The following is a 13813-nucleotide window of genomic DNA, read 5'->3' as shown; positions in this document are numbered from 1 at the left end:
GCGAGCAGCAGACTCCCGACGTTTAAGTCTGTAGCTCCTCAATTGGAGAGTAAATCTCCCGATGGGAGCCTCTCATCACAGAGTTCTAAAGAGCCTGCTCTAGTGGCTTTTTCAAGGACCTATTTTGTTTCCCTGGTGGGGATCTAAAAAGAAAGATCCATTTAGACACGTAGGTCACGTGCGCCCCTTCGGGGCGCGTACCCCGTCTGGTCCGCACGACGGAAGACAGAAGGTGGGGGTAATAAGAAGGCGAGGTACGAGTCTTCTTATATAGGGGGGTCCACAGTCCACACTCTGACCTGCGCAAACGCGCCGGAAAGTGTGGACATGCGTCCACGCCGTGACCTGCGGTTATGCCTCAGCCTTGAACCGCCACCCCGAACCATCTTTTCGGATATTGGCCCGCTTGATCCGCCCCTGGGCGGCCTCGGTGGAGATGCCCAACTCAGCGCCGAGCTTGGCCGATGCTGGGCGCACGGCCATCCCGTGGCAGTTCGTGCTGAGCCAAGCCAACAGGTCAGCCCCGTTGTCTAGCCTCGCCTTGGTGCGCTGACGCTTCACCTCGTCGGGCCTTTCCGCCCTGCGGTCAATCACCTCAAACCTCGCACCAGCGCCGTGCAGCAGTGTCAGCTCGTAGGGCTCGGCGTGGTTGCCGGTGAATCTCAGCGTCATGTTCCCCCTGCGCGACCGCCTGGCGAAGATCCGCCAACGCACCGCTTGGGAGATGTAGGACGCTCCGAGCGGCAACTCTGACTTACCACCATTGGCGTTGAACTTGTCCGAGGAGTGTGCAACCACCACGACGGGGATGCCTGCGCGGACGAACCGCCGTACGCCGTCGAAGAACTCGCGGGCCACGTCGTCGTGGTTGATGGGACCGTTGATCGCCTGCGAGTAGTTGTCGATGACCACGAAGTTGCGCCCATCGTCCAAGACCTGCTCGTAGAGCGACTGCCACATCTGCGGCGACCGCATGATCGGCAGCCGGTAGAACACGACGTCTGGTGATTCATCGGGCATCACCGTCAGTATGCGGTCGCGGTACTCGACGGCACCCATATCGTCGGTCCAGCAGAGTGCAAACCTGAAGGCTCGATCCTGTGGCACTGGTACGCCCAAGAAGTCATCTCCGGTTGTCAGCGCCGCAATGAGCGCCGAAACGAGGAAGCTCTTGCCGCACTTCGTTTCGCCGTAAAGCAGAGTCGTTGTGGCACTAATAACCTTCTCGATAACCCAGTTCTCAACCTCTCCTAAGCGCATCGAGTCGGGGAAGGTCATGCTTTCGAACTCGTACCTGTCGTTCACCTTCTTTTGGTTCGCCCCGCTAGCCCCACCGCCCCGTGGTCGGCACCGCCCCGGCGACGGTCAGCAGAGACCGCAGTTGATCCGAATCGGCCTGCTCGACAAAGGCTTCGACTAACGCCGGGTTTGCCTTGTTTAAGGCTTCCAGCAGGGTCACCACGCGGTGCGTGGTGTCTTTGGTGATGACGATCCCACGGCTCTCAAGACCCCTGAGTAACGCCATCGCCGTACGCTGGCGATCCCGGTACCTGGCCCCGCGCGCATGCCCACAGTGGCGGCACTCGCCGTCAGCAGTGCGGTCCTTCGGACCACGAATGGCGTGACCGTTTCGGCATTCCTGTTTCATCAGTTCGCCTTCCCAAATTTCCAAGTCCTCTAGCAGCGGCAACGTCACCCAGCGCGGGGCCTCTCGCAGCTGCGATTCGGAGCGGCGTTTGAACAGACTTCCCCTCCCCGACGGCGGTTCGTCGTAGCCGTCATCGGCGGCATACAGCGCGAATCGCTGTCTGGCTGGCCAATTCTCGGGCCTGGTGCGGCGAATGGCGTTGCCGTCGTCGCGCATCAGGATCTCGGCGTGGGCGTCCATGTGCCGCTGAATCTCGGCCGGGTGCGGCGGTGCGTACTTGAGATTTGCGCGCGAGCAGTCGCGGGTGTCGCCGTTCAAATGGACCACGCGGTACGACGGCCCACCTCCGGTGATCCCGCCCACGTACCTCGCGCCCACCTTCGGCCTTGTGCCGCACCACAAACAGTCGGCGCGCGGGGGCGGGCCTAGCCACTCTTGGGCGAGAATTTGAGCGCGGGTGTAGCGGGCGAAAAGCCTGTGACCGTCACCTACTTCATGCCGATGCCGGTCACGGATTCGCCCATCCTCGGTCCATTGATAGCCGTAGGAGCACGGATTTGAGGTAAAAAAATTCCAAAGTCTTGGCCTACCGGCCACTTTCGTTCCCTCTAACTACTATTTTATCGTTTGCTCGACGAAAACTGCGCGAAATTCCTGGCCCTCACCTTCGAGGTTCACCGCACCAACTCCCACGATGCGGAGGTCTCCCGAAGGGTTGTGGTCCCGGCACCTGTAGTTCGGCCGTCAGACGGGCTCTGAGGGGCTCGGAGAGGGGCTATTGGCATCCTCCTCAGCTAAAAGCTGAAGATCCCAACCCCCTGCAACAGGATTGGCGCGGTAATTCCTCGCAGTTTCCCGCTGGTTCCTGCTTCAACGACCTCTGATGAGGTCTCCACAGGCTGTAACCGCATGCCCTGCGGCCGAGTCTCAACTTCCAGTTTAGGGTTGCGCTCTCCCAGCCCAAATAGGAGCGATTTGTGACCTCCGACACGCCCATTTTGCTGGGTGGCATTTCCCAGCTAAATAGACAACCAATACGTACCGCAGGAAATACCGCAGGAGATCCCCCAGAGCCCAGCAAACCCCACCAATGTCCACCACCAAAAGTCGAGGTCAGATGGCATAACCCACCAGTCTCCACCAACACTCATTGCCACTCAAAACCCCATGAACACGGATTTTAAGTCCGCTGCCTCTGCCAATTGGGCTATGGGGGCCAGGCCCGTCGCAGGCCGCCCTGAGTTTACGGGCGGCAGCATGCATGGCCCGCGCCCGCTCGCTGGCAGGTGGCGCCAAATGCCGCCCAGCCAACGGCGCCCGCTGCCCCACCGGGACAGCGGGCGCCTCCGCGTCGGTCTCTAGTGCCCCAGTAGGAGCGCGCCGCGCGACGGTGCCAGGGTCAGCGCCGGCCGGGGAAACCGGTGCCGCGCGCAGGCCTCGTCGATCACCTCGGAGATCGCGTCCGACACCCGGCGAAGGAGCCACCGCTCGCACCGTTCACCGACATCGAGGTTCGCGAGACTGATCTGAGTGAGCAGGACGCCGTACCGGCGCCTAATCCAGGACATCTCGCCGATCGCACGGCTCAGCATCAACGCGCCGACGACGTCACCGTCATTCAATCGGCAATGCAACCCGACGAGATCGAGTTCGCTGTGCGCCAACACCTCCGAGGCCAGCGCCCCCACTCCATCGGCGGCCGCATCGACGAGCACCTGTCGATGCTCCCGGGTGTGCGCGGCAAGTCTGCCGACGTGACGGCTCGAGCTCACAACGAATCGCCCCACGTCGGCGGTGACGGCCCGGGGCGTCGGCAACCCGGCCCCGTCGCGCGGATGGACGACGATGCGCTCTGGCTCGGTTCCCGCCACCACGGCCTGGGCCAGCTCGCCGGCGGTCGTGACGTCGACCGCCAACCGCTGGCGCTGTATCCACTCCCGCACGGCCGTGAATCGCAGCAATACCGCGGGGACCCTGACGGCCGTTCCCTTGAAACCGTCGCGATACTGCGCACAGCGGTGCAGGACGGCAGTTTCATCCACCAACGAAGACGGTTTCGCTTTCGGGCCCGCCGCGTGCGCCGGCCGAGTTAGATGGTCGATCGAGAGTGTCATCCCGCCAAGGATCGGTGGCGAACCTGTGAAGAGCCCGTGCCCTAGCAGCATGTTGACTGGAAACGGGGCGATTCCTGACGCCGCGATCGAGCGTCGGTCCGCTATGTTCCCCTATGTGGAGCCACCCCACAGTTTCGTGAGGGGCCTCTCCGCTTCGGTGGTTCACCACGTGGACTATCTCGAACGTCGCGAGAATCAGGCACTTTGCGGAGCAGCGGTCGAAGATGCGACCGAGCTGACCGGAGTGAGCAGTGCGGACACCGTCTGTCCGGACTGTGAAACAAAGCTGGTCCTCTACCACCTGCAATGGTGGCGCGAGCAGGCGCTGGCGGCCACTGCGGAGCTCGAAGCGTTGCGGGCCAAGTACGGCGAGCCCGCTGCCCCCGCGCAAGTAGAGCCGCAGAGCGTCCCGGTCCTCGAGCCCGCCGAATCAGAGCCCACGACCCCGCTCGAGCGCGCGCGACGAGAACTGATTGACCTTTGTAGACAGTTCGACGATGCCGTCCCCTACATTCGCCTGAAGAACACCATGCAGGCGTTCAGCGACCGGCTCGAATCCGACGAGCGGGCGCTCCTGGCACAGGAGATCGGCAACGACGGCACGCTAATACGTTGGTCGACAATGGAAGTCGAGGTCCTCGGTTTGCATGTCTCCAACAGCCCCGTCCAAGGTGACTCCGAAGCGACATGGGACGCGTGGGTTCAGGATCCCTACCCGGCAGCTAGGAAGTCCAAGCGGCGATTCGGGCGCTCCCGCTAACCCACGCCGGTCTGCATCTTTTGCCCCATAACCGCCCCCGCGGACGCATGTTTTGCCCGATGATCGGCACCTGACCGCCGCCATACCGTAGCGATTCGACCGACAATTCACCCGCTACGGAGGCGCGAGATGTCCGCAGGTTCAGCTCACATGCCTGAGAAACTGGTTCTCGGCGCGGTACTGAGCTCGCTGTCCTTCTTCTGCACCGCGGTGGTGAGCGCCCTGGCGAAGGCGGCCGAAGTGCTCACGTCGGCGGCGGTCGTCCTGCTGTTTCAGAACCTCATCTGCTTTCTGATCATCCTGCCGTTCGTGCTCCGCGGCGGTCTTTCGTCTCTGAAGACCGAGAAGCCGGGGCTGCATGTTTTGCGGGCGGTGAGCGGTACGGCCTGCTGGTACGCCCTCTTCGTCGCCATCACCATGATGCCGTTGACGAATGCCATCCTGTTGACGTTCAGCGCTCCGCTGTGGATGCCGCTGATCGCGCGAGTGTTGTTCCGCGAGAAAGTATCCATGGCGACGTGGGTCGGCGCCGCCATCGGCTTCGTCGGGGTGATCATGGTCCTGCAGCCCCACCATCAGAAGTTCAACATCGGCGCACTCATCGCACTGGCCGGCGCGTTGTGCCTCGCCATCGCCTTGATGTCGGTCCGCTGGCTGGGGGCCACGGAGCCCACACCGCGAATTCTCTTCTACTACTTCGGAATCTCCACGGTGCTGTGTACGCCGTTTGCCATCGCCGACTGGCGGCCCTTTGGGGTGGGTGGATCCATCTACCTGATCGGCATCGCGCTGGCGCTGCTGATGAGTCAAGGATTCATCGTCCTCGCCTATCGCTATGCCTCAGCTGTCAAAGTAGGGCCGTTCGTCTACACCGTCATCGTTTTCACAGCCCTCATCGACTGGGTGCTCTGGAACCACGTACCGACGCTGCTCGGTGTCGTCGGCATCGCGTTGGTCATGGGCGGCGGGGTCATCGCGGTTCTGAGGAAGGCCAGTGGGTGTCAACCGGTCGCCGTCGCATGAATCGGGCGAAGTCGTAAAGGAACGGCGCGCCGCCGTCAAGAAACCGTAAAGATCACTGATACCGCTCTGAACAGGTCGTTTTATAGTGCGGGCCGCCGAAATCCGGCTGCCCGTAAACGACCCGGAGTGTCATGTCCGTCCTGGTGTATATCGCGCTGACGGTGGCGGTCTTCGCCGTCTTCGGCCTGGTTCAGAAGTGGGTCGAGGGCCTGTGATCGACAACGTCGTGGGCCTCGTCCTCGCGGTCCTCATCGCAGTCTTCCTCTTCGCCGCCCTGCTGTTTCCGGAGAGGTTCTGAGTGAGTACTTTGTCTTCCGACGCCGCGGGGATCCTCTTCCTCATCTCCCTCATCATCGGCCTTGCGGTCGTCCACGTGCCCTTGGGCGACTACATGTACCGCGTCTACTCGTCCGAACGCGATCTGCGCGGTGAGCGAATCCTCTACCGGCTGATCGGCGCCGATCCCAAGGCCGAGCAGACCTGGGGCGCCTACGCCCGCAGCGTGCTGGCGTTCTCAGCGGTCAGCGTGCTGTTCCTGTTCATCTTCCAACTCGTGCAGGGCACGCTGCCGCTACACCTCAACCATCCAGCCACGGCCATGACCCCGGCGCTGGCCTGGAACACCGCCGTCAGCTTCGTCACCAACACCAACTGGCAGGCGTATTCGGGTGAGTCAACCCAGGGCCACCTGGTGCAGATGGCCGGCCTGGCCGTGCAGAACTTCGTCTCCGCAGCAGTCGGCATGGCGGTGGCGATGGCGTTCGTGCGCGCCCTGGCCCGGCGCAACACGTCAGAACTCGGCAACTTCTGGGTCGACCTCGCCCGCGGCAGCATCCGAATCCTGTTGCCGCTCTCGGTGATCGGTGCCCTGATACTCGTCGTCGGCGGCACCATCCAAAACTGGGATCTGCACACGCAGGTCGCCACCACCCTGGCAGGAGGACAGCAGACCATCCCCGGCGGTCCGGTCGCCAGCCAGGAAGCCATCAAGCTGCTCGGCACCAACGGCGGCGGATTCTTCAACGTCAACTCCGCGCATCCCTTCGAGAACCCGACCGCATGGACGAACTGGGTCGAGATCTTCCTGCTGTCCTGCATCGCGTTCTCCCTGCCGCGCACCTTCGGCCGCATGGTCGACAGTCGCAGGCAGGGATACGCGATCGCGGCGGTCATGTCGGTGATCGCACTGATCAGCATGGCGCTGATCGTGACCTTCCAAGTGCAGGCACACGGAACGGTCCCGACTGCAGTGGGATCGGCGATGGAAGGCGTCGAACAGCGCTTCGGTGTACCGGATTCCGCGGTATTCGCCGACCTCACGACGTTGACGTCCACCGGTGCGGTCGACTCGTTCCATGACTCCTACACCAGCCTCGGCGGCATGATCACGCTGTTCAACATGCAGCTCGGCGAGGTCGCACCGGGCGGCGTGGGCTCGGGCCTCTACGGCATGCTGGTGCTGGCGATCATCACGGTGTTCATCGCGGGTTTGATGGTCGGCCGCACGCCGGAGTACCTGGGAAAGAAGATGACCCCGCGTGAGATCAAGCTTGCGGCAACCTATTTCCTCATTACGCCGTTGATCGTGTTGACGGGAACCGCCGCCGCAATGGCCATGCCGGGACAAAGAGCGAGCATGCTCAACGGCGGGCCGCACGGCCTCTCGGAAGTGCTGTACGCCTTCACCTCCGCCGCCAACAACAACGGGTCGGCGTTCGCCGGCATCTCTGTCAACACCGACTGGTACAACACCGCACTCGGGCTGGCCATGTTGCTGGGCCGCTTCCTGCCGATCATCTTCGTGCTGGCCCTCGCCGGTGCCCTGGCCAAGCAGGGCAAGACGCCCGTCTCCGTCGGCACGCTACCGACACACCGGCCGCAGTTCGTCGGCATGGTCTCCGGCGTGACGTTGATCCTGGTCGCCCTGACCTTCCTTCCCATGCTCGCGCTGGGACCCCTCGCCGAAGGAATCCACTGATGTCTCTGACGCTCGAAACCGCGTCGACTGCGCGGTCGCAACCCAATACGCCCAGGCGTGTTCAGGGTGGCCTGCTCGACCCGAAGATGCTCTGGAAGTCGCTGCCGGACGCGCTACGCAAGCTCAACCCCCGCACGCTGTGGCGCAACCCCGTCATGTTCATCGTCGAGATCGGCGCCGTGTGGAGCACGATTCTCGCCGTCCTCGATCCATCGTGGTTCGCCTGGCTGATCGTCGGATGGCTTTGGCTCACAGTGGTGTTCGCCAACCTCGCCGAGGCAGTGGCCGAGGGCCGGGGCAAGGCGCAGGCCGAGTCGCTACGCAAGACCAAGACGGCCACCATGGCGCGACGCCTCATCGGCTGGGCGCCGGGCGCACCCGGCCGGGAAGAGGAAGTCGCCGCACCACTGCTGCAACAGGGCGACATCGTCGTCGTCGAGGCAGGCCAGTCCATCCCTGGCGACGGTGACGTCGTGGAAGGCATTGCGTCGGTGGACGAATCGGCGATCACCGGCGAGTCAGCACCCGTCATCCGCGAATCCGGCGGCGACCGCTCGGCAGTCACCGGCGGTACCACGGTGCTGTCCGACCGCATCGTCGTCAGGATCACCCAGAAGCAGGGCGAGAGCTTCATCGACCGGATGATCGCGCTCGTCGAAGGCGCCAACCGGCAGAAGACGCCGAACGAGATCGCGCTGAACATCCTGCTGGCCTCGTTGACGATCATCTTCGTGTTCGCCGTCGCCACCCTGCAGCCGCTGGCCATCTACTCCAAGGTCAACAATCCGGGTGTACCGGACTCCCTGGCACTCAACGCAAACGGCGTCAGCGGGATCGTCATGGTGGCGCTGCTGGTGTGCCTCATCCCGACCACGATCGGCGCGCTGTTGTCGGCCATCGGGATCGCCGGCATGGACCGCCTGGTACAGCGCAACGTGCTCGCCATGTCGGGGCGTGCGGTGGAGGCCGCCGGTGACGTCAACACCCTCCTACTCGACAAGACCGGGACCATCACCCTGGGTAACCGGCAGGCCGCGGCGTTCGTTCCGCTCGCCGGGGTGACGGCCGAGGCGCTCGCCGACGCCGCGCAGTTGTCCAGCCTCGCCGACGAGACACCGGAAGGTCGGTCAATCGTCGTGTACGCCAAACGGGAATACGGACTGCGGACACGCACCCACGGCGAGCTCGTCAACGCCACCTGGATCGAATTCAGCGCGACCACAAGGATGTCCGGCGTCGACCTGGGCGGTCACAAGCTGCGCAAAGGCGCGGCAAGCACGGTGGCCGAGTGGGTGCGCTCCGAGGGCGGGACCGTGCCGACGCAACTCGGTGACATCGTCGACGACATCTCCGCCGCCGGCGGCACGCCGCTGGTTGTGGGCCAGGTGGTCGACGGCACGGCCGAGGTGCTGGGCGTCATCCACCTCAAGGACGTCGTTAAACAGGGCATGCGGGAACGGTTCGACGAGATGCGGCGGATGGGCATCCGCACCGTGATGATCACTGGCGACAACCCGTTGACCGCCAAAGCTATTGCCGACGAAGCCGGCGTCGACGACTTCCTCGCCGAGGCCACTCCCGAAGACAAGATGGCCCTGATCAAGAAGGAACAGGCCGGCGGCAAGCTCGTCGCGATGACGGGTGACGGCACCAACGACGCGCCCGCGCTCGCGCAGGCCGACGTCGGCGTCGCAATGAACACCGGCACCTCCGCGGCCAAAGAGGCCGGCAACATGGTCGATCTCGACTCCGACCCGACCAAACTCATCGAAATCGTCGAAATCGGGAAACAGCTGCTCATCACGCGGGGTGCGTTGACGACGTTCTCGATCGCCAACGACATCGCGAAGTACTTCGCGATCATCCCCGCACTGTTCGTCGCCATGTTCCCCGGCCTGGACCTGCTGAACGTCATGCGGCTGCACAGCCCGCAGTCGGCGATCCTGTCGGCGGTGATCTTCAACGCGTTGGTCATCATTGCGCTGATCCCGCTCTCGCTTCGGGGAGTGCGTTACACGCCGGCCAGCGCGTCGAAGTTGTTGAGCCGCAACCTCTACATCTACGGCCTCGGCGGAATCGTCGCCCCATTCATCGGCATCAAGCTGATCGATTTGATCGTCCAACTGTTCCCAGGAATGTGACATGAACTCTCCCAACCTCGTTCGTCAGCACTGGGCGGCGCTGCGCGCGCTGCTGGTGCTCACCGTGATCCTCGGTATCGCCTACCCGGTGTTCATCTGGCTGGTGGCGCAGATCCCGGGCCTCAACGACAAAGCCAACGGTTCGCTCATCGAGGTCGACGGAAGACTGGTGGGCAGCAGCCTGATCGGCCAGTCGTTCACCGACGCCGACGGCAACCCGATAACTCGGTACTTCCAGAGCCGACCGTCCGCGGCCGGCGACGGATATAACCCGCTGGCCACCAGCGCGAGCAACCTGGGGCCGGAGAGCATCGTCGATGAACCGGACAAGCCCAGCCTGCTGACCCTGGTGTGCGAGCGCAGCGCGGCAGTCGGTGAGACCGACGGTGTCGACGGCACACGGCCGTTCTGCACGGGTGGCGGTGTCGGCGCGGTGCTGTCGGTGATCGGGCCGCGCGATGCGCGCGGCAACGTCGTCCACCCGACACGAGTGGTCAGCGTCAACGAACCGTGCGCGACCACCCAGACACCGTTTCTCGACTTCTACGAAGGGGTCCGCGTCGAGTGCGCGACTCCGGGTGAGGACTACAGCATCGGTCAGATCGTCCCGATCCGCGGCAATGCCTCCGCCGATCCCGCGGTGCCCGCCGACGCGGTGACCGCAAGCGGAAGCGGACTCGATCCGGACATCTCGCTCGCGTACGCAGACATTCAGGTGGACCGGGTGGCCACCGCACGCGGCATCAGTCCCGACCAGGTCCGTGACGTCGTAGCGGCCCACACCGACGGCAGGTACCTCGGATTCTTCGGCGAGCCTACGGTCAACGTGCTGCAGCTCAACCTGGACCTCGACCAGAAGTATCCGGCAAAAAGCTGACACGACCGGTGGATGATGGGTTTGTGACCGTCCGGACCGGCGCTCAGAAGAAGCGCGGTGAGCTGCGCATCTATCTGGGCGCCGCACCCGGTGTCGGCAAGACCTACGCGATGCTCGGCGAGGCGCACCGGCGGTTGGAGCGCGGCACCGACGTGGTCGCCGCAGTGGTGGAGACACACGGCCGCACGAAGACCGCCGAGCTTCTCGAGGGCGTCGAAAACGTGCCGCCGAAGCTGATCGAGTACCGCGGCAAGCAGTTCCCGGAACTCGACGTCGAGGCGGTGCTGCGGCGTGCACCGCAGGTCGTCCTCGTCGACGAACTGGCCCATACCAACACCCCGGGCAGCAAAAACCCCAAGCGGTGGCAGGACGTCGAGGAACTGCTCGACGCCGGGATCACCGTCATCTCGACGGTCAACGTCCAGCACCTCGAGAGCCTCAACGACGTCGTCACCCAGATCACCGGCATCGAGCAACAGGAGAAGGTGCCCGACGAGATTGTGCGAGCCGCGGACCAGATCGAGCTGGTCGACATCACGCCGGAAGCATTGCGGCGCAGACTTGCCCACGGCAACGTGTATGCCCCGGAACGCATCGACGCGGCAATGTCCAACTACTTCCGCAGGGGCAATCTGACCGCGCTTCGCGAGCTCGCGTTGCTGTGGCTGGCCGACCAGGTCGACTCCGCATTGGAGCGCTACCGCGAAGAGAATCAGATCACCGCAACCTGGGAGGCCCGCGAACGCGTCGTTGTCGCGGTGACCGGTGGCGCGGAGTCAGAAACGTTGGTGCGCAGGGCGTCTCGGATCGCGTCGAAGTCCAGTGCCGAGCTGATGGTGGTGCACGTCGTCCGTGGCGACGGCTTGTCCGGCGTCTCGGCGCTGCAGATGGGCAAGATTCGAGAGTTGGCGGCGAGCCTCGGTGCCACCGTGCATACCGTCGTCGGCGACGATGTACCAAGCGCCTTAATGGATTTCGCGCGCGACGAGAATGCCACCCAGCTGGTGATCGGAACATCGCGGCGGTCCCGGTGGGCGCGGATGTTCGACGAGGGCATCGGTGCGGCCGTGGTCCAGCAGTCCGGCTCGATCGACGTGCACATGGTCACCCATCCCGAGGCGCGCAAGGCGTCGTCGTGGTCGTGGGCCGCTTTGCGTCAGCACCATCTGGCGTCGTGGCTGGCGGCCGTCGTGATGCCTTCGGCCGTCTGTGCGCTGCTGGTCTTCGTGCTCGATCCGGTGCTCGACGTCGGCGGGGAGAGCGCGCTGTTCTTCGTGGGGGTGCTGGTCGTCGCGCTGCTCGGAGGCGTTGCGCCGGCAGTGTTGTCGGCCGTGTTGTCCGGCTTGCTGCTCAACTACTTCCTAATCGAACCGCGCTACACACTCGATATCGCCCGGCCGGACAACGCGATCACCAGCGTCGTGCTGCTCGCGGTCGCCGTGGCCGTCGCGGCGCTGGTCGACAGTGCGGCCAAACGCACCCGCGAGGCGAGGCAGGCGTCGCAGGAGGCCGAACTGCTGGCGCTGTTCGCGGGCTCGGTGTTGCGTGGTGCCGACCTGGACACCCTGCTGGAGCGCGTGCGGGAGACGTATTCACAACGGGCCGTGAGCCTGTTGCGCGTCGGCGCGGGGATCGTCGCGTGTGTCGGTGACGACCCGTGCGTCGACGTCGGTGCTGCGGACACCGCCATCGAGGTGGGCGACGACGAGTTCTGGATGCTGCTGGCGGGACGCAAGCTGCCCGCGCGTGACCGTCGGGTCCTCACGGCCGTCGCAAAGCAGGCGGCAGGTTTGGTCGAGCAGCGCGAGCTTGCCGAGGAAGCCGGTAAGGCCGAAGCGATCTCGCAGGCCGATGAATTGCGGCGTTCGCTGTTGTCGGCGGTCAGCCACGACCTGCGGACTCCCATGGCGGCGGCAAAGGCGGCGGTGTCGAGCCTGCGCAGCGACGACGTCGACTTCTCCGCCGAGGACACCTCGGAGTTGTTGGCGACCATCGAAGAATCCGTCGACCAGTTGACCGCGCTGGTCGGTAATCTGCTCGATTCGTCGCGACTGGCCGCCGGGGTGTTGAAGCCCGAGCTACGCACCGTCTATCTCGAGGAGACGGTGCAGCGGACCCTGCTCGGAATCAGCAAGGGTACGACCGGTTTTCGGCGACATGGGTTGGACCGTGTCAAGGTCGATGTGGCCGATGCCGCAGTACTGGCCGACGGCGGACTGCTGGAGCGGGTACTGGCCAACCTGATCGACAACGCGCTGAGGTACGCACCGGACAGCCCGGTGCGCGTGACCGCGGGTCGGGTCGGCGACCGGGTGCTGATCGCCGTCATCGACGAGGGGCCGGGCATCCCGCGCGGCACCGAATCGCAGTTGTTCGCCCCGTTCCAGCGTCTCGGCGATCAGGACAACAGCATCGGTGTCGGCCTTGGACTTTCGGTTGCGCGCGGGTTCGTCGAAGCCATGGGCGGCACGATCACGGCAACCGACACCCCCGGGGGCGGGCTCACCGTCGAGATCGACCTGGCGGTGCCATGACCACGAAGACCCGGGTACTTGTCATCGACGACGAACCGCAGATCCTGCGGGCATTGCGCATCAATCTGTCGGTGCGCGGCTACGAGGTGTTCACCGCGGCCAGCGGCGTAGAGGCGCTTCGCAAGGCGGCCGACCATCGGCCTGACGTCATCGTGCTGGACCTCGGCCTGCCCGACATGTCCGGTATCGACGTGCTCGGCGGCTTGCGGGGCTGGCTGACCGCACCGGTGATCGTGCTCTCGGCTCGTACAGACTCCTCCGACAAGGTCGAGGCGCTGGACGCCGGCGCGGACGACTACGTCACCAAACCCTTTGGCATGGACGAGTTTCTGGCTCGCCTGCGCGCCGCGGTGCGTCGGGCCGCGGCGGCGTCGGACACCGACGAGCCCGTGATCGAGACGTCGTCGTTCACCGTCGACCTGGCCGCCAAGAAGGTGACCAAGAACGGTGCCGAGGTGCACCTGACGCCGACCGAATGGGGCATGCTCGAGATGCTGGTGCGTAACCGCGGAAAGCTCGTCGGCCGCGAGGAACTCCTCAAAGAGGTATGGGGCCCGGCCTACGCCAAGGAGACGCACTACCTGCGGGTGTACTTGGCGCAGCTGCGGCGCAAGCTCGAAGACGACCCGTCGCACCCGGTGCATCTGCTCACCGAGGCGGGGATGGGTTACCGCTTCCAGCAGTAGTCCGTTCTCCGGCGAGCAGACGTAGACTTCCCCCGACACGCCGAGGTTTTGG

11 protein-coding genes are annotated in these 13813 nt (G+C 64.5%); 8 read left to right on the top strand and 3 right to left on the bottom strand.

The window, feature by feature from the left end; genetic code table 11:
- Window positions 1-351 precede the first annotated feature (351 nt).
- The 3 genes from G6N43_RS08550 to G6N43_RS08540 all read right to left on the bottom strand — a co-directional run bounded on the left by G6N43_RS08550 (window position 352) and on the right by G6N43_RS08540 (window position 3690).
- Window positions 352-1305: an AAA family ATPase gene (locus G6N43_RS08550; RefSeq protein WP_163658045.1), complete on the bottom strand. Its 954-nt coding sequence runs from the start codon at window positions 1303-1305 to the stop codon at window positions 352-354.
- 19 nt (window positions 1306-1324) lie between these two features.
- A complete protein-coding gene (locus G6N43_RS08545) occupies window positions 1325-2011 on the bottom strand; it encodes a hypothetical protein (RefSeq protein ID WP_133056520.1) in 687 nt (228 codons plus the stop codon).
- A 995-nt stretch (window positions 2012-3006) separates the two neighbouring features.
- Window positions 3007-3690, bottom strand: coding sequence for a type III PLP-dependent enzyme domain-containing protein (locus tag G6N43_RS08540; RefSeq protein WP_234809966.1), 684 nt, complete (start codon window positions 3688-3690; stop codon window positions 3007-3009).
- A 175-nt stretch (window positions 3691-3865) separates the two neighbouring features.
- On the opposite strand from G6N43_RS08540, the gene G6N43_RS08535 reads away from it, so the two are divergent.
- From G6N43_RS08535 to G6N43_RS08500, 8 genes are all read left to right on the top strand, one after another.
- The gene (locus G6N43_RS08535) at window positions 3866-4522 is read left to right on the top strand and encodes a hypothetical protein (RefSeq protein ID WP_083149194.1); all 657 of its coding nucleotides are present in this window, start codon (window positions 3866-3868) and stop codon (window positions 4520-4522) included.
- 150 nt (window positions 4523-4672) lie between these two features.
- Window positions 4673-5545 carry a DMT family transporter gene (locus tag G6N43_RS08530; protein ID WP_234809968.1) on the top strand — a complete coding sequence of 291 codons (873 nt, stop codon included), beginning with the start codon at window positions 4673-4675 and terminating at the stop codon, window positions 5543-5545.
- Window positions 5546-5741: 196 nt separating this feature from the next.
- Window positions 5742-5843 (top strand): K(+)-transporting ATPase subunit F, encoded by a 102-nt coding sequence (gene kdpF, locus G6N43_RS30645; RefSeq protein WP_234809969.1) that lies wholly within the window; start codon window positions 5742-5744, stop codon window positions 5841-5843.
- A gap of 9 nt (window positions 5844-5852) precedes the next feature.
- Window positions 5853-7523 (top strand): potassium-transporting ATPase subunit KdpA, encoded by a 1671-nt coding sequence (kdpA, locus tag G6N43_RS08520; RefSeq protein ID WP_083149196.1) that lies wholly within the window; start codon window positions 5853-5855, stop codon window positions 7521-7523.
- A complete protein-coding gene (gene kdpB / locus G6N43_RS08515; protein WP_083148936.1) occupies window positions 7523-9664 on the top strand; it encodes a potassium-transporting ATPase subunit KdpB in 2142 nt (713 codons plus the stop codon). The genes kdpA and kdpB overlap by 1 nt, the downstream gene beginning before the upstream one ends.
- Before the next feature lies 1 nt (window position 9665).
- Window positions 9666-10541 carry a potassium-transporting ATPase subunit C gene (locus tag G6N43_RS08510; RefSeq protein ID WP_083148937.1) on the top strand — a complete coding sequence of 292 codons (876 nt, stop codon included), beginning with the start codon at window positions 9666-9668 and terminating at the stop codon, window positions 10539-10541.
- 23 nt (window positions 10542-10564) lie between these two features.
- Window positions 10565-13075, top strand: coding sequence for a DUF4118 domain-containing protein (locus G6N43_RS08505; RefSeq protein ID WP_407664894.1), 2511 nt, complete (start codon window positions 10565-10567; stop codon window positions 13073-13075).
- Complete coding sequence (locus tag G6N43_RS08500; RefSeq protein WP_083148939.1) at window positions 13072-13761, top strand: response regulator; 690 nt, start codon at window positions 13072-13074, stop codon at window positions 13759-13761. Before G6N43_RS08505 ends, G6N43_RS08500 begins: the two co-directional genes overlap by 4 nt.
- Window positions 13762-13813: the final 52 nt, after the last annotated feature.

Source organism: Mycolicibacterium moriokaense (assembly GCF_010726085.1).
In the GTDB taxonomy this organism is placed as follows: domain Bacteria; phylum Actinomycetota; class Actinomycetes; order Mycobacteriales; family Mycobacteriaceae; genus Mycobacterium; species Mycobacterium moriokaense.
Note: the sequence above shows the minus strand (reverse complement) of the source record. Positions and strands in the feature narration are given on the sequence as shown.

Bases quoted from the DNA above. Each gene is read 5' to 3' on its own strand.
- kdpB (WP_083148936.1), top strand. From the start codon at position 7,523: ATGTCTCTGACGCTCGAAACCGCGTCGACTGCGCGGTCGCAACCCAAT.
- G6N43_RS08535 (WP_083149194.1), top strand. From the start codon at position 3,866: ATGTTCCCCTATGTGGAGCCACCCCACAGTTTCGTGAGGGGCCTCTCC.
- G6N43_RS08530 (WP_234809968.1), top strand. From the start codon at position 4,673: ATGCCTGAGAAACTGGTTCTCGGCGCGGTACTGAGCTCGCTGTCCTTC.
- G6N43_RS08510 (WP_083148937.1), top strand. From the start codon at position 9,666: ATGAACTCTCCCAACCTCGTTCGTCAGCACTGGGCGGCGCTGCGCGCG.
- G6N43_RS08500 (WP_083148939.1), top strand. From the start codon at position 13,072: ATGACCACGAAGACCCGGGTACTTGTCATCGACGACGAACCGCAGATC.